This is a genomic window from Vibrio sp. 10N.261.55.A10, assembly GCF_041470825.1.
In the GTDB taxonomy this organism is placed as follows: domain Bacteria; phylum Pseudomonadota; class Gammaproteobacteria; order Enterobacterales; family Vibrionaceae; genus Vibrio; species Vibrio crassostreae_C.
The window spans coordinates 31,901-52,489 of the sequence record NZ_JBFRNC010000057.1 but is presented as its reverse complement, the minus strand read 5'-3'; the positions used below and the strand labels follow the sequence as shown (position 1 = coordinate 52,489).

20 protein-coding genes are annotated in these 20,589 nt (G+C 44.8%); 5 read left to right on the top strand and 15 right to left on the bottom strand.

Features of this window, described 5'->3' with window-relative positions; all coding sequences use genetic code 11:
- Positions 1-143: 143 nt before the first annotated feature.
- Both AB4274_RS17760 and gntH read right to left on the bottom strand, forming a co-directional pair.
- The gene (locus AB4274_RS17760; protein ID WP_017068282.1) at positions 144-659 is read right to left on the bottom strand and encodes a hypothetical protein; all 516 of its coding nucleotides are present in this window, start codon (positions 657-659) and stop codon (positions 144-146) included.
- Between the two features lie 126 nt (positions 660-785).
- The gene (gntH, locus tag AB4274_RS17755; RefSeq protein ID WP_017068281.1) at positions 786-2,411 is read right to left on the bottom strand and encodes a guanitoxin biosynthesis MBL fold metallo-hydrolase GntH; all 1,626 of its coding nucleotides are present in this window, start codon (positions 2,409-2,411) and stop codon (positions 786-788) included.
- 193 nt (positions 2,412-2,604) lie between these two features.
- Between gntH and AB4274_RS17750 the strand changes: the two genes are divergently transcribed.
- The 3 genes from AB4274_RS17750 (at position 2,605) to AB4274_RS17740 (ending at position 4,555) form a co-directional block, all read left to right on the top strand.
- The gene (locus tag AB4274_RS17750; RefSeq protein ID WP_017068280.1) at positions 2,605-3,444 is read left to right on the top strand and encodes a LysR family transcriptional regulator; all 840 of its coding nucleotides are present in this window, start codon (positions 2,605-2,607) and stop codon (positions 3,442-3,444) included.
- 98 nt (positions 3,445-3,542) lie between these two features.
- Complete coding sequence (locus AB4274_RS17745) at positions 3,543-4,262, top strand: hypothetical protein (RefSeq protein WP_017068279.1); 720 nt, start codon at positions 3,543-3,545, stop codon at positions 4,260-4,262.
- Positions 4,263-4,321: 59 nt separating this feature from the next.
- Complete coding sequence (locus AB4274_RS17740; protein WP_017068278.1) at positions 4,322-4,555, top strand: hypothetical protein; 234 nt, start codon at positions 4,322-4,324, stop codon at positions 4,553-4,555.
- A 224-nt stretch (positions 4,556-4,779) separates the two neighbouring features.
- On the opposite strand, the gene AB4274_RS17735 is transcribed toward AB4274_RS17740, so the two are convergent.
- The 11 genes from AB4274_RS17735 to AB4274_RS17685 all read right to left on the bottom strand — a co-directional run bounded on the left by AB4274_RS17735 (position 4,780) and on the right by AB4274_RS17685 (position 15,993).
- Positions 4,780-6,210 (bottom strand): lytic polysaccharide monooxygenase, encoded by a 1,431-nt coding sequence (locus tag AB4274_RS17735; protein WP_372112825.1) that lies wholly within the window; start codon positions 6,208-6,210, stop codon positions 4,780-4,782.
- Between the two features lie 487 nt (positions 6,211-6,697).
- Positions 6,698-7,057 carry a DUF6559 family protein gene (locus tag AB4274_RS17730; protein WP_372112780.1) on the bottom strand — a complete coding sequence of 120 codons (360 nt, stop codon included), beginning with the start codon at positions 7,055-7,057 and terminating at the stop codon, positions 6,698-6,700.
- A 29-nt stretch (positions 7,058-7,086) separates the two neighbouring features.
- On the bottom strand, positions 7,087-7,845 hold the full coding sequence (btuD, locus tag AB4274_RS17725; RefSeq protein ID WP_372112778.1) for a vitamin B12 ABC transporter ATP-binding protein BtuD: 759 nt from the start codon (positions 7,843-7,845) through the stop codon (positions 7,087-7,089).
- Positions 7,832-8,827, bottom strand: coding sequence for a vitamin B12 ABC transporter permease BtuC (btuC, locus tag AB4274_RS17720; protein ID WP_017065523.1), 996 nt, complete (start codon positions 8,825-8,827; stop codon positions 7,832-7,834). Before btuC ends, btuD begins: the two co-directional genes overlap by 14 nt.
- Before the next feature lie 133 nt (positions 8,828-8,960).
- The gene (locus AB4274_RS17715; RefSeq protein WP_372098028.1) at positions 8,961-9,989 is read right to left on the bottom strand and encodes a succinylglutamate desuccinylase; all 1,029 of its coding nucleotides are present in this window, start codon (positions 9,987-9,989) and stop codon (positions 8,961-8,963) included.
- Between the two features lie 278 nt (positions 9,990-10,267).
- Positions 10,268-12,064 (bottom strand): M3 family oligoendopeptidase, encoded by a 1,797-nt coding sequence (locus AB4274_RS17710; RefSeq protein ID WP_372112776.1) that lies wholly within the window; start codon positions 12,062-12,064, stop codon positions 10,268-10,270.
- 164 nt (positions 12,065-12,228) lie between these two features.
- Entirely contained in the window at positions 12,229-12,846 is a 618-nt protein-coding gene (gene cobC, locus AB4274_RS17705; protein WP_372112774.1) for an alpha-ribazole phosphatase family protein, read from the bottom strand.
- Positions 12,847-12,855: 9 nt separating this feature from the next.
- Positions 12,856-13,476, bottom strand: a complete 621-nt coding sequence (gene cobU, locus AB4274_RS17700; protein ID WP_017059154.1) for a bifunctional adenosylcobinamide kinase/adenosylcobinamide-phosphate guanylyltransferase — start codon at positions 13,474-13,476, stop codon at positions 12,856-12,858.
- 9 nt (positions 13,477-13,485) lie between these two features.
- Entirely contained in the window at positions 13,486-14,292 is an 807-nt protein-coding gene (locus AB4274_RS17695; protein ID WP_372112772.1) for an adenosylcobinamide-GDP ribazoletransferase, read from the bottom strand.
- On the bottom strand, positions 14,292-15,338 hold the full coding sequence (cobT, locus tag AB4274_RS17690; protein WP_017065520.1) for a nicotinate-nucleotide--dimethylbenzimidazole phosphoribosyltransferase: 1,047 nt from the start codon (positions 15,336-15,338) through the stop codon (positions 14,292-14,294). Before cobT ends, AB4274_RS17695 begins: the two co-directional genes overlap by 1 nt.
- A 43-nt stretch (positions 15,339-15,381) precedes the next feature.
- Positions 15,382-15,993, bottom strand: coding sequence for a flavin reductase family protein (locus tag AB4274_RS17685; protein ID WP_017065519.1), 612 nt, complete (start codon positions 15,991-15,993; stop codon positions 15,382-15,384).
- A 718-nt stretch (positions 15,994-16,711) separates the two neighbouring features.
- On the opposite strand from AB4274_RS17685, the gene AB4274_RS17680 reads away from it, so the two are divergent.
- Both AB4274_RS17680 and AB4274_RS17675 read left to right on the top strand, forming a co-directional pair.
- On the top strand, positions 16,712-17,407 hold the full coding sequence (locus tag AB4274_RS17680) for an NAD-dependent epimerase/dehydratase family protein (protein WP_372112770.1): 696 nt from the start codon (positions 16,712-16,714) through the stop codon (positions 17,405-17,407).
- Between the two features lie 185 nt (positions 17,408-17,592).
- On the top strand, positions 17,593-18,966 hold the full coding sequence (locus AB4274_RS17675; RefSeq protein WP_017059148.1) for an L-cystine transporter: 1,374 nt from the start codon (positions 17,593-17,595) through the stop codon (positions 18,964-18,966).
- Positions 18,967-19,079: 113 nt separating this feature from the next.
- Here the strand turns inward: AB4274_RS17675 and AB4274_RS17670 are convergent, their stop codons facing one another.
- Both AB4274_RS17670 and AB4274_RS17665 read right to left on the bottom strand, forming a co-directional pair.
- Positions 19,080-19,472 (bottom strand): heme-binding protein, encoded by a 393-nt coding sequence (locus tag AB4274_RS17670; protein WP_372112768.1) that lies wholly within the window; start codon positions 19,470-19,472, stop codon positions 19,080-19,082.
- A gap of 9 nt (positions 19,473-19,481) precedes the next feature.
- On the bottom strand, positions 19,482-20,492 hold the full coding sequence (locus AB4274_RS17665; protein WP_372112766.1) for an aldo/keto reductase family oxidoreductase: 1,011 nt from the start codon (positions 20,490-20,492) through the stop codon (positions 19,482-19,484).
- Positions 20,493-20,589 lie beyond the last annotated feature (97 nt).

The window sequence follows — 20,589 nt, the reverse complement described above, 5'->3', positions numbered from 1 at the left end:
GGCTGACTTAGCTTCTTGTGAGATGAGCTAAGTTAAGGGGAACTTCAAGACCATTTCAGCCTGAGTACCCCTCTGTCTCACTACAAATAATCAATATGATTGGATAACGAGGCTCGATATAACGAGCGTTCTATAGACAAAAATCACTTATCAACTACGATTCTTGCTGGTGCGATGGTGTAAGTCATTGGCTTCACCTCCCATTCACCTTTTGCTTCCAATGCAACCGCTAGTGCTTGCGCCTCTTCACATACCTTCGCTGGTTTTCCGTCAGCCCAGTATGATGGACCCGAAGTGTAGCCGCACATCACTGAAAACGTGTGTTGCCCATTCTTTGTGGTGTATTCCGTCATAATGACACCACCTTCTCCATGCGTTATTTTTAGCGAGCCTTCATCGGCGACATGCATTGCATCGGAAGGATTCGGTTTGACATACGTTGTGTAGGTCCCACCATCTGACATGGATTGGTTGTCATACATGGTGTAGCCTTCTTTTTCTGAAGGTAAGGTCAGTTCGTAGTTAGGATCAATATCCGCTAAACGTTCTGAGTTATTCGTCGCACCAGGTTGATAGTTGTGAGCATTGGATTGTCCGTTAGCGAAAACAGACGCTGACACTAAAGATAGAATGACGACCGCTAAAATTGATTTTTTCATAATGAACTCCAGATATTCTAAGCAAAGATGTTGTAAGCAATAGTTTTTATGATTGAGTAAGAGAATGGGTTTATTTACCTAACTTTTTAGGATGTGAGGGCAATATCAGCCCTCACTGCAAATACCCTATTTGTTGTCGGTTCCTGCTCCTTCACCAGGCTCAGTTGGACGACTTACCGACTTGCGCTCAAGGTTGTGGTGAGCACGCACTCTATCCATGTATTCTTGCTTGGTGTTCATACCTTGCTTCATTGCTTCTGGTACTTGTTCAGCTGGGATCACGATGTCACGGTCGACTGGCCACTCAGTCAACAGCTCTGGGTGGTAGCCTTCTGGGTAGTACAGTTTTGGATCCAACTCTAAATCACGAATCTCTTGTTCTTGTATGTCTTCACGGCTGTTTTTCGGCAGCGGGATTCTAAAGTCAGACCCATCGGCCATATCAAATTGTGGCGCTCGCGCATTCGGGAAATCAGGTAAAATACCTTCACGAACCCACGCATTATCTTTAGTCATGTTAACGACAATGCCATCTGGCGCACCGAAGTGGTAAGGCCCTTGCCAATGGTGTCGAACCTCTGCAACGGTTTCCTCATTGAGATATGGGTCGAATGTCATGTGCGTTGTCATGAACAAGCGCGGTTGTACTTCATTCGCCACATAACCCGCCGCGTACGCTGGTGTATGGTGAGTATCAACGGTGTAACGTGCTAAGAATGGCGGCACACCTTGAATAATCGAAGACACACCAAACGTTTCGGTTTGCAGTTCAGTAATGAACAAGTCTGCGCCTTTTGCGTATTTCAAATCCAACTCTGTTGGGCGACCGTCTCCTGTCCAAACAAATGAAAGCACTCGGCCGTCATCTTGAGTCCAATTCAAGCGGTAACCAGACGCGCCATCTTTTGCGTGACTGCGTCGCCAGTGAATCACTTCCACATTGTCTTGGTCATAGATAACGCCACCGTCGTCGCGGAAATCAAACTCGTGTACCACTATGTCGTTGCCTGATGGAAACACATCAAATGCATCGGTGTGCCAGTTCAACATTTGCTGCATGCCTTCAATCATATGACGAGTGCCATATTCTGGAGTCGCACCACTCGGGCCATAAATGTTAAGCGGCTTTTCCCAGCGACCATTCCAACCACCAAATTGATACAGGTAAGGTAATGATCCGTAGTGATCTACGTGTAAGTGAGTAATGAAGATATGGTCGAGTTCATTCATCGCGACACCCGCCGCTACGTAGTTCGCAATTGATCCTTCACCTAAATCAAAGACAAAGTTAGAGCCGTTACCCAATTCGACGTATATCGAGGTGTTTGCCTGCCCCGGGCGAATCATTGGTGATGTCCCCATGAACGTGACACGCATTTCATCCGGTTGGACTTCTTCAGTGCGTGGGAACCAGTTGGCGCCCGACACCATGTGATCCCCATAAGGTGCAATGCCCTCAAACATCAGGCCTTCTTTCCAACCTGAATTGGTTTCTTTGCGATAGTCACCATTGTTTACACCGCCCATTAACACAGAAAGCACTTCTTCTTCTGAAGAATACAAGTTCCCCTTAGGTTGAGTGCTCAGATACTCTTCAAGGGTTTCACCCTCGTGATATTCAAATTTCTCGAGTTTTTGAATATCAGAGTTAGTTTGCTTGGTGTTGTATTGCATCATTGGGTCAGCAGCAAAAGCGGTGGTCGTGATGATCATTGCTGTAGAGATGATTGATAATTTTGCGAAAGTTCTCATAGTTTCACCTATCGGTCTGAGTATTTAGTAAATGAATGAAGTTCCTTCCTCACTCCGATGCAAACAAGTTTATTAATAAACAGAACCTTGATATATAGTGTAAACTTTACTTAAAACCTCCATTTCATTTATGAGTTAATAACGACTCCACCATGATTTGGATGAGTGGCAATAAGAATAGAGGGAACTGAATTTGGACCTTAATCTACTGACGACATTTTTGGCCGTTTACAAACACAGCTCTATCACCGTGGCATCAGAGCAGCTCGATATTTCTCAACCCGCGGTAAGCGCGGCGATTAAGAGACTCGAAGGTGTCGTGGGCAAGGCTTTATTTGTGAGAGAAGGACGAGGTATCGCGCCCACTGGAGCAGCGGTATCACTCGCTAATAAGATAGAAGACCCATTGAACATCATTGGAACGGTTGAGCAGCAAAAGAATGACCTTAAAGTCTATTGCACAGAGAGCTTGCTTCATTTCGTTAGCCAGGTTGAAGGCGTAAGCTTTACGGAAGCGCCACTCGAAGAGGAAGAACTGTTTGATGCGCTTACTGCACAAAAAGTAGATATCGTCATTGATGTACTTTCGAGTAAGAAACACTCATTGATTGAAGAAACCATCGTCGATGAGGAGCCCGTGTGTCTGACTCGAATCAACCACCCTCGAATTGGTGAGACACTAAGTAAAGAAGAGTATTTCCAAGAGGAACATATTGCGCTCAAGATCAAACGCGCCAACATGAACACGGTCGAGTTTTTATCAGAGAGCGATATCGAGCCGAGAAAAGTCAGAATTGAAACCAGCTCAATTTCAAGCATGCTGATTTTGGCAAGCACGACAGATTATATCGCCGCTTCTACTCGCTCTTTTGCAGAAATGCTTGCACCAGCGCTTGGCTTACGCGTTCACCCTATCCCCATCAAATTAAGACCGATCACGTTTCGAATGCTCTATCACCGCCGCTACGCTAAAGACGAACAGCACATCAAAACCCGTGAAGCAATCAAATCAGCATTAAGGAAACATAAATGAAACTGAGGTTTTAACTAAAGTTAACCCTATTAATATAAATTCAGTTTAATCACATACTCTCTAGCAAGTTAATTCAATAGAACGACACTGGAGAATCCATGAAAAAACTTAACCTTATTGCTCTACCACTTACGTTACTCAGCAGCGCAGCGTTTGCGACTTCGACTCAAGTTTACATCGAACAAAACGTTGCCTCTAATGCTGCTGATAACGGTGTCTACACCACAGAAGCTGGCGCATTAATCGATACCTCAGAAAATGGACAAGTCTATATAGGTTTTGATGACCAGGGTTGGCTAGCCGCGGGTTACGGACACGACTTTCACATCAGCGAATCCTTCACGTTCAACCTATACGGTGAACTCGGTAAATGGGACAACGGTGAAGAGTTATTAATCGAAGGTATTATCGATTATCAAGTGAACGACAACTTCAATGTATTCGGTGGATTGGGATATAACCAGTCAGGGCAAGTACTCGAGAATGTAAGCGACACCACGATCAACACCAATAAGTTCATCGCCGGTGCGGGGTACTCACTCGCAGGCTGGGATTTAGCTTATCAATACACTCACGAAAACAGTGATGGATCCAATGGCGGGTTTACCCACAACGATGACAACGTAATCTTTCATCAAGGCGACTACCGTACCAATGAGCACGAAGTCGTTCTCTCTAAAAGCATCGACGACTGGACACCCTACGTGAAATACACCTATTTCAACACCAACGAAGGTGACCTTTACTTGAACGGCCAATCGATGGGCCCGATCGACAACGACAGCATCATCACACTTGGTTTGTCTTACGACTTCTAAATATCTCAGATTCAATTCTCATAGGCAGATGGATTTGCCCACCTTTCGAGGGCACTACTATGAAAATTACTTCTCAACGTAACAAAGCCATTAATATCGCTGCAGCGATCAGTATCGTTTTGTTTTCTGCGATTCCCACCTACGTAAGTGCTGATCACTTAGACTCCCATTATCTAGAGCCGAGTTATCTAGAAACCAGCTATCTAGACTCCTCCTTCGTCGAATTCATGACACCAGATTTTGATCAGGGGTATCTTAACGATGAGATTAAGCAAAACCTTACTCTGGAATAATTCTTCAACACATTACAAAACGTTATATAGCTCTTGTTTTCTATATAACTCTCATCTTGTTATAGAGCCGTGCTGAGTGATTAAGACTCCGTTCCTGAATCACTTTTTCTAGGCTGATGACATTCAAAACCGCAAATGCAGACGCTAAAAAAGACACCACACTCGTCAAAAAGTGTGGTGTCTTGGTTATTATTGCAAGGCTAATTAACTAACAATAGTTAAGATTAGTTGGCTGGACGCCAAACGCCCCATTTGTCATTTTCGTAAGTCGCTTTAGGGTTAGTACCACCTTGAACCCACCATTGTGCTTTCCATGACTGGTTCGAGTAAGTCACGACTTCGCCACCAAGGTAAGTCGCTGATGAGTCCCACGTACCTGGATCTGGCGTAGGGTCTGGGTCTGGTGTTACGCCACCGTCATCAGCAATTACTTCAAAAGTGAAGGTTTCAAAACTGTCGCTTTCAATCGAGCTAGCCATAAACGATAAAGTTTCGTTTGCAGTGATGCCAGTGGTATCAACTACGATAGAAGCCGTGCCGTTATTTTGAATGCTTACAGAAGTACCTTGAGTTTGAGTCAATGTCGCCGCTTCGCTTGTTGCAATTACAACTTTGTCGCCAGCATTCACTACGTTGTCACTCTTCACTAGCTCGTAGATGTCGCCTTTTAATGGTTCAACACCACCGTCGCCACCATCAATCAGCGTTAACTGACCAGAAGCACGGCTATCTTTTGAGTTAAAGAAGTTACGTGAAGGATCGTTTTGGAAGTACATGTAGTGCTGCATTTCAGCGTGCCAATCACCAATGAAGATCGCGCCATCTTTAAACTCTTCGTGCCAGCCGTTAATCTCTGAAGCCAACAAGCGAGCCCAATCGTTAACGTTTGAAGCGTCGATAACGATGTCGAAGCTACGCGCGACTTCACCGTACTTGTTGATGATGTCGTACTTAACCGTATCACCAATTTCTGGCGTACCAAACTGGTCAGAAACAAACAGGTCGCCACGGACTAGATCAGGTTGAGGTGTAGGCTCTGGTGGAGGGGTTGTGCCACCCGCGATAGTGATGTCTGAACAGTTGTAGAAGCCTTCGCCCACAGCATCATCACGTTGCCAACGAACGAATAGAATCGCATCGCCAGAACGGTCTGAAGGAATAGTGACATTAATGCGGTACTTGCCGCCATTAACCGGAACGTTACCCTCTTCTTGGATAAGATCTAAGTCTCCCCACGCTAGGCCTTTGCTTAGGTCCGCGTTTGGTTTCGTTAGGTAGAACTCCCAGAAAGAAGGGTTGTGTGGCGCTGTCGCATTGAATACATATTCAAACGTACCAGTATTTAGCTCGGTACGAGTCCAACCAGTATGAGGCGCACCCATGCCGCGTTTTTGCGAATCGTTGGCATAACATAACGTGCCGTCAGGAATCGCCGCTTTTACAGCATTGATATTATTGAAATCTTGGACATTTTTCGCGTACTCGTTACGTTGAACAAACGGGTATGAACCCGAAATGTCTTTTGCTTGAGCACACGCAGCATTAGGTGGTGTACCCGACCAAATCCCGCCTTGCTCGTAACACGTGTTCTGACGCGCGCTTGGAAACTCAGACCAACCATGAGCATTTGCCACTGACGGCACACTCGATAGCATAGCCATACCCACTGCTATTTTTAGAATATTATTATTTATTGTTGTCACTTTCCCACTCTCTATTATTTTACCCTAAACACAAAACCAATTGGTTACTAACCAACCAGCACTGTAATTCGAAGGTTTATAGTTTCCGACTTAAAGAACAACGAAAAATATATACGTCAATTTTATCAATAACAGCGGGTTTTATATTAATAGGAATCAGCATCACACAACTCAAACAAATGCGTTGTAGATAGATGATATTGGTTCGAATTATCAATTTTTACCGACAAAAATTACGCATTCCCTAAGAAAATAGATCGCTAGGAAGGTATTTTTTCATTGAATTAATTGGAGTGAAACGCTCGCATAAATAATGATATTGAGTGCTTTTTATCATCATTATTATTACGTTGTTGAGACTGCTGTAAAGTCGTTAAGCTATTGAGCGTATACGTTTATAAATGGATAAATCATTAAACGTTAATTTGAACGAGCTAAACTAATAGCGGCTATTCATGCCAAATCGATTCGACATATCATCGTCCATACGACCGCCCTTCCAACCGCCACCGCCCAACAAATTAAGTACATCACGCGCGTTATATTCCTCACCACCGAAGAAGTCATTAGACACATTATTACGCAGCAATTGAATGGCTGGAGCAATTTCAGCAGCAAGGTCTTGTGGATCAGCAAACAATGCTAAGGCAACCAGTTGTTGGCGCTTACTTAATTCACATGAACTCGTTTCTACTTGCCCAACAGAGAAAAAGTCACTGCTTCCGTACGCTTTCACCAACTTTGCAGAAAGTGATTTGATTACTTTCTTGATTCGTCGTCGTTGAATATATCTCAACATATAGATTGCCTTGTATTGATGAGCTTAAGTTAACCAAACAGCAGATAGGTCTGATTGTCGACTGAGATACTTTTGACTTCGGTGTTGAACACGGACTCTAGCTGCTCAGGGGTAAGCACTTGATCAGCTGAGCCTGATGCTTGAAGTACACCTTTATCGAGCAACAACACTTGGTCTGCGTGTCTTAGTGTTCTGTTCAAATCATGGTTAGCCATGATCACGGCGATGCCCTTCTCAGCCACTCGTTCGATAAACTTGTACAACAAGGCTTCTTGAGCAATATCCAACGGAGCTGCGGGTTCGTCGAGGATCAGCAGCTTCGCGTATGGGTTAAGTGTCGGCCAAATTTGCAGGCACATTCCCGCCAAACGTACGCGTTGCCATTCACCACCAGACAGTGTCTGAATTGAGCGATGAAGTTTGTCTGCAATGTCTAGCATCTGGCTGATTTCTTCCAAAGCTGCGTTGATTTCAGCATCAAGGCCGTGTGAGGAGCTTGGCAGTGACAATGCAAGATATTGGAACACTTCTAAGTTGAAGGCTGGCCTTGCGCTTTGGCACAAGTAAGCGCGATGCAATGATAAATCTTGTAAAGACAGCTCCGACAAATCCTGCCCGTCGATCTTTATATCGCCTTTGTAACCATCACCAATTCCAGATACCGCTTCGAGCAAGGTACTTTTACCGCTGCCATTAGGGCCGATAACGTGAGTCACCTGCCCTTGCTTGAGCTCAAATGATAGTGGTAATAAACGAGCGCCGACGCTCAGGCTCTTAATTTGAATCATGATTTTTAATTAACATCCAAATGAAGATAGGCGCACCGATACTGGTGGTCATCACACCCAAAGGCAGCTCTGCGGAATCTAATAAGGTTCTTGCACAGATATCAGCAAACACCAACAACGCAGCGCCAGCAACGGCAGACAAAGGAAGAAGGTATTTGTTATCAGTACCAATCGCTAAACGCAACAAGTGTGGCACAACCAAGCCAACAAAGCTGATCACGCCACCTAAAGCTACCGCGCAGCCGACTAAAATAGACACGGCGAAAATTAGACGCCAGCGCAATCTCGGTACGTTTACGCCTAACTGTGCGGCATGCGTTTCGCCAATCATTAACTTATCTAGCTTACTACCTTGCAGGCACAGCCAAATAATCACGGGGATCATCACCAACGTGAGCGAGTGTTGATACCAAGTGACGCCACCTAAGCTGCCCATCAGCCAATACATCAATAAGCGTAGACTTAAGTCATCACTAAAATAGAACGCCCATGTCACCATCGCGCCAGAAAGAATGCCTAACGCGACACCCACTAGCAGTAATTTAGCCGTGGTGAGTCGCATGGTTTTTACCATGCTCACTAGAATCACGGTAAAACAAAGTGACCCTAAAACGGCGGCAATCATGAACAGTTCTGGGGTAGGAGCAAACGGCAAGAAGAACAGTACGATAACCATCGCCAAGCTTGCACCACCAGAAATGCCGAGCACACCGGGCTCTGCTAATACGTTACCCAATAAGACTTGTAAACTTGCGCCAGATACGGCTAACCCTGCCCCGATAGCAATAGCCGCCAATAGTCGAGGTAAGCGTAAATCAACCAGTAGTTTTTGTTCTAACGTGGACAAGGTGCCCAGAGGGGAAATGAAAAGATCGCCAACCATTAGGTAAATCGCACTCAGCGCGACAAGCAGTGCTGCCATCAGATAAATGGCTCGGGTCCATTTGCGCTGTTTTTGGTGAAGAAGTTGTTGGAAATCCATATCAAGCTACTTTGAAATTGTTCGCGTAACCTTACCTGTATCCCTAAATAAACTCAAGGCTCACACAGTAATGTGAACCTTGATATTTCAACCAGTTGAGCGGTTGTTTTCGTCGCTTTAACCCAGCTCAGTATTAATCGTATACAAGCTGACCGTGGTCGAATCGTGTTTCAACTTCGCACACCATTAAGGCCGCTCGTTGACCGATAGCCACGTTACGATTTGGGAATACCACTGCTTCGTTTTCATTCTTCGCCATCAATGGCTTATCACCATCATGACCAAACACTTCTCCGTGCTTGAATGCCGTAAAGTTTTCTACGTCATCAGAGAACATGAAATCAAAGTCATCGTGCAAACGAACAATGGTTCTGCTCACGCGATAAGTGATGGTTCGCTTAGGTAAATGCTCTGGCTCAACTTCAGCAATCAAGTTACGCATCGCCAAGTCAAAAGCCGTTAGCTTATCAAGTTGGTTCTCACCAATTCTCGCGACCTGCCCTAGTTCCATTGTCAGTGCTTGCGCTTCGAAGTTTTCAGCACTGTACCAACTGAATGTACTGGTTGGCGCATTTGACAACAACACTGCTTCCACGTGCGCACTGTTAATGAAATCAAACAGCTCTTTACTGCGTACTTCGTGGCGAACTTTAGGGCTCACTGCAAACGAGTAATGCTTAGATAAACGGATTGCACAGTGCAAATCTAGATGCCAACGAGTGGCAGGTTCCGTTTCTTTGTAAAACTCAGTCACCAAGAACTTCAAGTTCTTCGCGATATCCACTTCTCGATTGCTCTCGTACTGCTTTTCATCAAACAGACGATTCATGTTCACATCAAGAAAACGAGTATGCGCGTTAGTGGCTTCTGGGTGAGCTATGATAAACAAGCATCTCGCGTTTACTACTTGGAAACCTGTTTCAATATCCTCAATGAGCTTATCGATCAGCTCCATTGGTGAAGTTTCGTCGCCATGAACACCGGTTGAAAAAATGATGTTCTTGGTTTCAGAATTAAAATCCGCGGGAATCACTTCCAAGACACCGCGTTGATGAAGCTTAATTTGAACACCGTTACTCAGTACGGTCTGTCCTGCAAACACTTCTTGCTCAAGATCTAGGCTGTCAAAAAGAAATGATTGGCGAAAGAGGGTCTTCGTCATGCGCTACTCCTTAATTGCACGGCCGTATGTTAATAAATTGTACATAGAAATTGTGTTGCTAGGATCGCACTTATCAACAGAAACTCCGTTATCACTCACAAATACTACCCATATATTTTTATATTACCTGCTGACTTTACTAACCGACATCTGTTCCAAATAACTTTCTCTATTTAAAGAGACTTTTGGTTGTTTCGGCTTATCTCAGGTTATGCCAGCAAGATAAGAGCCACGTAAGCTAACACAGCTCTTACCTGCTATGAACAGATTGAGATCAATTAATCTTCCTGATCGAGCAATCTTTCAAATTCATCGATTTGAACTTTGACCATGTCGATGCTTTGTTGCCAAAAATCAGCTTGAGTCAGGTCCATTCCTAAGTGCTTTTGAACGACTTCTTCCGCCATCATGCTGCCCGTATCACGAAGCAACGAAACGTAATCGCCGTAGAATTGCTCACCTTTCGCATCGCGCTGAGCGTAAACACCTTTACTGAACAGGTAACCGAACAAGTATGGGTAGTTGTAGAAGCTTACTTGAGAGATGCTGAAATGCAGTTTGCTCGCCCAGAAGTAAGGGTCAGCTTCTGTCATTGCATCGCCATACCACTCTTTCCAAGTCGTTTCCATCAAGTCACACAGCTGCTGAGCCGTTAGCTCGCCTTTTTCACGCTGCTCGTAGAAGGCTTTTTCAAACTCAAAACGAACGGGAATGTTCACCATTAATGCCAAAGAAGAAGAAAGCTCTTCCCACAGCATTTCAAGTTTCTCATTACGTGTTTGTGCTTGTTTTAACAAATGGTCTCGAACGATATTTTCAGCAAAGATCGAAGCGGTTTCTGCTAGCGTCATTGGGTAGCGTGTTTGACACAACGGCATGTCTTTCATCACCCAGTTGTGGAACGCGTGGCCTAACTCGTGTGCCAATGTCATTAAATCTGAGCGGCTACCGCTCCATGTCATGAACACAAGCGGAGTGCGTGTAGCAGCAAACTTGGTGCAGTAAGCGCCTAAACGTTTGTTGGCTGCTGGTGCGGCATCAATCCAACCATTATCAACCATCAAAGCGACAAAATCAGCCATCTCTGGATTTACTTCAGCGAACGCAGTTTTGATCACGTCGATCGCCTCATCAAATGGGTAAACCTTAGATTCAGCGCCACCCAGCGGCGGCATCGCAGCTAAGTGATTCCAAGGCTTCATTTCATCTAGCCCGTGAACTCTTGCCATTAACAAACCTGCTTTCTGACCAACAGCTCGATTAGCTTTCGCTACCGACATCATGGTGTCTAGCGTTTCAGGCACAATGCGGCTGCCGTGTAGGCTTGGATCTAGGAAATGCACATCGCTAATCTTCGAACGCTTTTTGTTTTCAGTCAGTCGCCAACCCGCCAATGCATTTAGAATCGAAGCAAAAGACTCTTGGTGCGTTTTCATCGCACCTTGAACCGCGCGCCATGCTGGTTCTTGTTTGTCGAATTCGCTGCCGTACAACAGGCTCGCGGCTTGTGAAAAGCCTAGGGCTTCCTCTTCACCGTCCAGCTTTAGCGACAGTTTTAAAGATCCGGTTAGGTTATCGTATAAACGACCCCATCCGTCACGACCATCAACCTTCATCGCTGCCAATAACTGCTCTTCAGCAACACTGAGTCGGCTGCTTGATAACTTACGAGAGCTTTCAATCGCAAAGCGCTGCCCTGCTACGTCCGCACTATCATGCTCTAATACTGCATCAATAAATTCTGGTTCTGCGTGAATTAGCGTATCTTCGTAAGGGCTGAACGCTTGAGACATTTCAGAGTTCAGCTTCGCTACACGACCAAGCAATACTTTCGCTTCTGTGTGTGTCGCGTCGACCGATGCGTGGCAATTAGCGAAGGTGTTGATTGTACTCAGTAATGTGCCTGCCGCTTCTGAAGTCTGAATCGCGTTTTGCATCGCTAGAATGATATGACGCTTTTCAACGTGTAGGTTCAACAGCTCAATGCACTGCTGAATGAGTTCAATGTCCTGTTCGATTTTTGCATCATTAAGATCGCTATAAGCAATGCTTAGATCCCAACTTGGTGTTGTCATGACTAAATTCCTTTCACGTAGGTAGTAATACCAATCAGGTATAGCGGCTGTGAACGCCGCTTTATACTTCTATTTATATTTCTGTTTCTATTTCTATTTCTATTTCTATTTCTATTTACAGTTCTAATAGATTGTTAATTCTTAAAACTGTGTATTTTTAACACTCAGAGAACAGGCAGGCCTATCGCTTTGACGCTGATAAAGCTCTGTGCAAACTGAGTGACTTGAATATGGGTTATTGATGCATTCTCTATCGATAACTTCGAATACAAGCTCGGGTTTTTCCAATCAATATTAAGGCAGTGCGCTAGCAGTATGCGAATCACACCACCATGAGTAACCAACAATATGTTGTCACTTGAATCATTCAAAAGTTGCGACCAAGCTTGAGTTACTCTGTCGTGGAAGCTCTGTAAACTTTCTGCGCCAGTTAATTGATGATTAGCAGGGTCTTTCCAAAAGGTTTCTAACATTCCCCACTTGTCTTCAAGTTCATCAAATGGGACACCATCTACTTCACCGAAGTTCATTTCCTGAAAACCCGATGCAACTGATAAAGGCACAGACATACGCTCTGCAAACAAGCTCGCGAAATCACCACATCGTCTTAGTGGAGAGCTAACCACGCTATCAAAGGTAATGTCTTGTGTAGTTAGTGCCTCACATATCTGTTCTTGAAGATCAGAGTTGACCAGCACATCAGATAAACCATTGAGCGCAGCTTTTCCTTCGACTTTGCCATGTCTTAACAAATAGATGTTTTTGGTTGTTCCATTGACCATGTGTGCGACCTAGCCTTGAATATCAAGCAAGTGATTAGATGGTTTTAAGTGCAGCGGCAATCCGGCAGCAACCAGCGTGACGCGCTCAACGACGCGAGCTAGCGCTTGGTTCATTCGTCCTGCATTGTCCACAAACAAGCGAGACACTTTACCCAGCGGCACCACACCTAAACCGACTTCGTTAGAGACCATGATAATTTGCGCCGGACTTTGCTCGACGCTTTTGACCAATACTTCAACCACGGCTTCAACCTGTTCATTAGTTGCGTCATCACCCAGTTCAAAGATGATGTTGTTCAACCACAAGGTTAGGCAATCAATCAATACCACATCTTCTTTCTCAAAAGACTGCAGTTTTTCGGCTAATTCGACGGGTACTTCATGCTCAATCCACTGCTCGCCACGACGTTGTTGATGGTGCGCGATTCGTTCTCGCATTTCATCATCAAGATATGTCGCTGTCGCAATATAATTGAGGCGTCCATTTGAACATGCTTCAAGCGCACATAATGCTTGTTGCTCTGCAAAACTAGACTTACCAGAACGAGCCCCGCCCAATACCAAATGGCTGTTTCGCTGACTTGCTTGATTAATTTGATTAGCTTGAATAGTTTCATTCGTGTTGGTCATAGGAAGCCGTTATAGAAAGCCATTGTAAAATGCAGTAATGAATACAAGGTAAGTCAGCAACTCCATTAACTGTTGAGCCGCACCCAAGCAGTCCCCAGTAAAGCCGCCAATTCGAGCCATTAACCACTTTTTGAATCCGGTTCTGAACAGATAAGCGACGACAGATAAAACCAAAGCGAATTCAAGACCAAACCACAGGCTAGGCAGCACGCCTACAAGCAATAAGAAGGTAAGTTCACCTTTGGTTTGCTTGTTGGCCAATGGCTTACTTTTACTGGTATCTAAATCGCTAACATAAGGCATGTCGTAAATCAGTGATGCTGCAATCGCGCGGCTGAAGGTATAACTGGTCACGATAACCATCAAAAGACCAGTCATGCTTATGAGTTCATTCAATAAAACCCACTTGCCGAGCAAAGCCATAACCAGAGCAGACGCGCCATAAGTGCCAATTCGACTGTCTTTCATGATGGTCAAACGGCGTTCTAGGGTCATACCGCCACCAATACCATCTGCCATATCGGTCAAGCCGTCTTCATGGAATGCACCTGTGAGCATCAGGCTAAAACTCATCATCAAGAAAATCGCTACTGCACTCGGCAGTACCGCATCAAGTAGCAAAAACACACCGCCACACAGAACACCAAGCAACAAACCAACCGTTGAAAAGTAACGACCCGAACGATTCATTCGCTCTGATGAATAGGGCATATTCTTCGGCATTGGCAAGCGAGAAAAGAAACCCATCGCCAGTGCAAACAGCTCCCACTGATGGGTGACTCGATCTTTCAACGATCTTTCTGGTACATCACTCATTAAACCGTGACTCCAGCACTTTCGAAGCTCGCCATGTTGTTATAGAACTCGGCTGCCGCACGAATGATTGGCATAGCTAGCGCAGCACCTGTGCCCTCGCCTAATCTCAATCCAAGATCGAGCAGTGGCTCAGCGTCGAGCAGCTCTAACAGAATTTTGTGTCCTGACTCTTCAGAGCGATGGGCGAAGATCATATAGTCTCGGCAACTCGGTTCAATTAAAGTCGCGACATACGCCGCAACCGACACGATAAAGCCATCGACTAATACTGGGGTTTTGTTTTGGTAAGCGCCAAGGAAAGCACCGACCATTTGAACGATTTCATAGCCACCGACTTGTGCGAGTACCTCTTTAATATCTTTAACTTCATTCGCATCTAAACCTTTGCAACGCGCGACACCTTGCTCAACCACAGCCACTTTACGTGCAAGCTGTTCATTGTTGATGCCAGTGCCTAGGCCAACACACTCCGCTGCAGCACGATTCGCTAATGCACTTAAGATCGCTGATGCGCTGCTGGTATTTCCGATACCCATTTCACCAAACATGATGATATTGGTGCCATTCGAAATGGTTTTAGATACAAGATCTGTACCCAGTTCAATCCCACGTTCAACCGTTTCTAAACTCATTGCCGCTTCATTGGCAAAGTTATTGGTTCGCGTACCCAAACGCTGAGAGATCAACATGTCACTGTCTGATTCCACAGGCAACAATATCCCCGTGTCGACTACCGTGATATCGATATTATTCACCGCACAGAAGCAATTGATCGCCGCGCCATCGCTTAAGAAGTTCAACACCATCTGTTGTGTTACCGCGCTTGGAGCAATACTCACGCCTTCGTCAGCAATGCCATGGTCGCCAGCAAAAATGATGATACTTGGCTTATTCAATTCGATGTGTTCAACCGCAGCTTCTTTGCCTTGGCTCTGAATCAAAGCCAGTTGATGTGCGACTTTTTCTAGTAAGCCAAGTGCGCCAAGTGGCTTGGTTTTTTGGTCAATTCGGTGTTGGATGTACTGCGAGTATTGGGTATCTAACATAGTTTTTAAAAACGCTTATTCTGGGTACGTTGATATAGGGCTGCTACTTAGGGCGTGCGACAGAAAACACATTGGAAAGCGTGGCGTATTCACCGCCACCCAATCGAGATAAAGGATCAAGTGCTAACGCGTCGATCTTAAGACGCTCACTGTCTTTGTCGATCACGTCTTCGGAAATGTACACGGTTTCGACTTGAGCAAAGATAAGGCTTTGTGGCACTTCTCCAACCTCTTTTACTTCGTACAAGGTGCATCCAAAAGCGACCGCGCACTCTTTCAATCTCGGTAAAGAGAAGCCTTCAAATTCAACCAGATCAATGTTATTCGCGGTGACTTCCGAATCACCATGTTCAAGGGTAGCTGCTGTCGCCGTCATGGTTTCGGCAGAACTTGAAGAAGCAATGTGAATCACTAGCTTACCCGTTTCTAGGGCATTACGAGTGGTATCTTTGATTTCGCCGGACGGCTTCTTCCCAACCGATAACATCAGTAACGGCGGATTACTAGAAACAGGCGTGAAATAAGAGAAAGGCGCGAGGTTGTACTCTTGGTCAGAAGATTCCGTCAATGCCCACGCAATCGGGCGAGGAACAACGGTTTGTGTCATCAGGTGATAAATCTGAGTGGGAGCAAGAGTATCAAGCTTGAGGTTCATAGCACGTCCTTGGTCTATGTGAATTACGACTCAGTTTACGTGTTAAGCAAGGCTGTATCTATGGCTATGTGGCAGAAACCGCAGAGAGTGTTCTTAATTTAAACAGATCACACTGGTTTTTTCTCAGATTGACAGTCAAATTGACGAACCCTAAAACACAAATAATACTGATAATAGATTTATCAATAACTTACATTTTGGCATCGTTTATGCCTTATCTAAATTACTTATTAATCTCTCCATTGATAAGTACCCATACAGTGAATGCCCACAACACTGACGCTACACGAAGAAAGACAATCGATTGAAAGACAAAACAGAACAACGATTTAGGAGGTGTAATGATTCCAAATTCAAGTAAAAGAAAACCAAATAAATCAAGTAAGAAAGCTAGCAAAAAGGTAAGGAAAATCCCACTGTCCTTTACCTAGTAAGAAGCAAGAAAAGTAACAAAGCCCGTCGCCCAGCGGGCTTTGTTATGTTTAACGCCTAACTTAAGTTTCAAACCGCATTTATCTTTCCCACCGCCATTATGTTTCATATCGTACTTATGCTTCAGACCGTACTTATGCGTCGAGCCAAACTAAATCATCTCTTTTTCCATAAACAGGCGACTCCCCACATACTACTGACCACTCGTTTAACAAACTTTTATTCGCTTAAAATTCAAACACTGTTTATATTAAACAAGCACTTGTGGAGTGAAGAAGGGATTAAAATGAGCATTTCTGGAGACAAAACATCGGTCGTGGTGGCTGGTGCAACAGGGCTAATTGGTCATCATGTGATGAGGCAGCTCATTGATGAGCCCGCTGTCGACAATATCTATGCGTTATCCCGCAGATCCCTCAATGCAAAGTTTGACTCCAATAAACTCCACACGCTCATTCACAATGACCTGCAAGTCACGAGTTGGGATGATACGAATGCGACGCCTAATCTTGGCGTTATCTGCTTAGGTACGACTAAGAAAAAGGCAGGATCAAAAGAAGCGCTTCGCAAAATCGATGTGGAACTGGTTAGCCAAGTCGCACAGTCGATGAAGTTTCTTGGGGTTCAACGCGTAGCGGTCGTTTCTAGCTATGGCGCTTCACCAGATTCCTATTCGCACTACCTTCGCTGTAAAGGACAAATGGAACAAAATTTAAAACGTATTGGCTTCAAGCAGCTTTTCATCGCACGCCCTGGGCCTCTGGTGGGTGAGCGTGATGAACCTAGAGCTGATGAAAAACTCCTGCAAAGTGTCTTTCCTCTGCTGTCTCCATTTATGCTTGGTAAGTTCAAAAACCTACGCCCTATTCAGTCGGAAGACGTAGCCAAAGCAATGTTGTTCCGGTTATTCGAAAATAATTTCCAAAATATCGAAATTTACTCGTCAAGTGACATGCTCAATTTATTGGCAAAATATCGCTAAAAAGCTCACCTATTCATCACAATGTTGAATATCCACCCATCCTATTGAGTGGATATTACTAATCGTTCTAATAAATTACTTTTCCTTATTTTACGTTTTGTTACAGGTCGCTACTGTAGCTAACAGTATTTGCGCCCATATATCTAAGCGCCCTATCGATTTAAAGAAATTCATAAGGAAAATAAATGTCATTTTCAGCTATCGCTGCCTTAGCGGTATTCACTGGTATCCTCTTTTTTCTCTACGGACAGCAGAAAAAAGAAAACACACTTTCTCGCCTCGTTTTACTCGGTTTAGTATTTGGTAGCGCATTTGGTCTTGGTCTACAGCTGTTATTTGGTGAAGGCAATCCGGTCATCAACGAAACACTAGACTGGGTAAATATTGTTGGCCGTGGTTATGTTGGCCTACTGAAAATGGTGATCATGCCATTAGTATTGGTTTCAATGATTGCAGCAGTAGTGAAGCTTGAAAAAGGCGGCTCACTGGGCAAGATTTCTGGTATCACCATTTCTGTACTGTTAGCAACAACCGCGATTTCTGCGATTGTTGGTATTGTTGTAACGCAAGCATTCGGCCTGTCTGCTGAAGGTTTAACAGAAGGCGCTCGCGAAACAGCACGTATCGCAACACTTGAAAGCCGCATCGGTAGCGTTTCAGACCTAACAATTCCACAAATGCTGATCAGCTTTATTCCGACTAACCCATTTGCAGACCTAACGGGGGCTCGCTCTACGTCTATCATCGCGGTTGTTATCTTTGGTGTGCTAACGGGCATCGCTGCTCGTAAAGTGATGGCAGAGAAAGAAGAACTAGAATCTCCAATCCGTACTTTCGTTGAAGCGTCACAATCTATCGTTATGCGCTTAGTTAAGATGATCATGGCACTAACGCCATACGGCATCGCAGCGTTAATGGCGAAGGTAGTTGCAACATCAAGTGCTTCTGACATCCTCAGCCTACTGGGTTTCATCGTTGCATCTTACGTTGCGATTCTACTGATGTTCGTTGTACACGGTGTGTTGGTTTCTTTTGTTGGTGTAAACCCGAAAGAGTATTTCCAAAAGATCTGGCCTGTACTGACGTTCGCTTTCACGTCTCGTAGTTCTGCAGCAACGATTCCACTGAACGTTGAAGCTCAAATCACTAAGCTAAACGTGCCACCAGCGATTGCTAACCTGTCTGCCTCTTTCGGTGCAACGATTGGTCAAAACGGTTGTGCGGGTATCTACCCTGCAATGCTAGCAGTCATGGTTGCACCTACGGTTGGCATCGACCCAATGGACATCAACTTCATTCTGTCTCTGATTGCTATTATCACAGTGAGCTCATTCGGTATTGCTGGCGTAGGTGGCGGTGCAACGTTCGCGGCGCTTATCGTACTTCCTGCTATGGGCCTTCCTGTAACGATTGCAGCACTGCTTATCTCTATCGAGCCACTTATCGATATGGCACGTACGGCGCTTAACGTATCTGGTGCAATGACAGCCGGTACGATCACAAGCCGCCTATTGGGTAAGAAAGACAAGCAACAAGATCTGGAACAAGCGAACGCTTAATGAGTTCGATTGATTCAATAACTTGAGTCTCGTTAAACAAAAAACCGATGCACATGCATCGGTTTTTTATTATCTGTTACTTCTAACTTCCATTGCTTCACAAGCAACAGCACTTAGAGCACAAGTTGAATCACTTTCTCAGCAAGTGCTTCATCGTCATCTTCACTTAATCCGCTGATACCAATAGCGCCAATCACCAGCCCATTTAATTCAATGGGAACACCGCCTTTAAAGCCAGTGATCTTTGGGTCAGTCCAGTAACTTAAGTCTTTACCAGTTTCTCTCGCCCAAGCACCTAAGTTACCGCTTGGCTGTCTATCTCTTGCAGATGTATAAGCTTTGTTCTGTGCTAACAATCCGGCTTGAACACTCACATTATCCATGCGAATAAACGCCAGTAACTCACCGTGCGTATCACACACGCTCACCGCGATTGCTTGTTGATTACGCTCAGCAATGTCTAGAGCGTTAGACACCAGTTGTTGCGCGATCTTTTGATTCAACATATTCATTCCTTATGGCAGTGCTTGACCACGTGAGTACACGTATAGGTTGTACCACTCTTCACGAGACAGGTTTATCTGAGTCGCGACTGCCGAAGCTTTGATTCGCTCTAGATTTGTGGTGCCAATTACAGGTTGCATACGAGCAGGGTGACGAAGCAAAAATGCCAACACAATCGCTTCACTTTCTACGCCATATTGGTTCGCTAACTGAGCCACGTAGTGCGCTGTCTTTTTCACGTTTTCATGTTCTGAATACAAACCTTGCTCAGCAAATCGGCCTTGTGCCAAACAGCCCCAAGCTTGCAGTTGGATGTTATTCAATTGGCAATGTTCAAGAGTGCCTGCGGCGAAGTCTGATTGATGGTGCCCTTGCGAGTTAATCATCACCCCATCATTCAACCAATCCAATTTGGCTAAGCTCATCTCAACTTGATTCGCGACGATAGGTTGCCCAAGCGCAGATTGCAGATACTGAATTTGATGGCTGTTCATATTCGACGCACCAAAGAAATCGACCTTACCTTGCGCTTTTATGTTCTCTAACGTTCTTGCTAACTCATCGAGTTCCATCAAAGGGTCAGGGCGATGTAATAACAGCACATCAAGCTTTTCAGTATTCAATCGGTTGAGAATACCGTCTACCGATTGGCCTACCCAATCAGCCGAGAAATCATAACGACCAACATTGCCCTCGCCTTCAAAACGAATCCCACACTTAGATTGAATGAACATCTGTTCACGCAGATCAGGCGCTTGTTGTAATGCTTGACCAAAGGCTTGCTCAGCTTTGCTGAAGGTATAGATATCCGCATGGTCGAATAAGTTAATGCCCGATTCTAGCGCGGTGCCGATTACGCTTCGTGTTTGAGCAACATCCGCACTCGTCACTGGATTATCATTCCAGCCACCACCTAACCCCATGCAGCCATAGGCAATTTGCCCAACATTCGGTAGATAATTTGATAATGGGATACGTTTTTTGTCATTCGTTTTGTTTGTAGATTCAGTGCTGTTCGTCATATCGATTCTCGCTTAGAAGATTTGCTGACCAGAAATATGCCTCTATCATATTGTTCTTTTTAAAAAACAGAATATGCTAGTTACGAAATGATTGTTT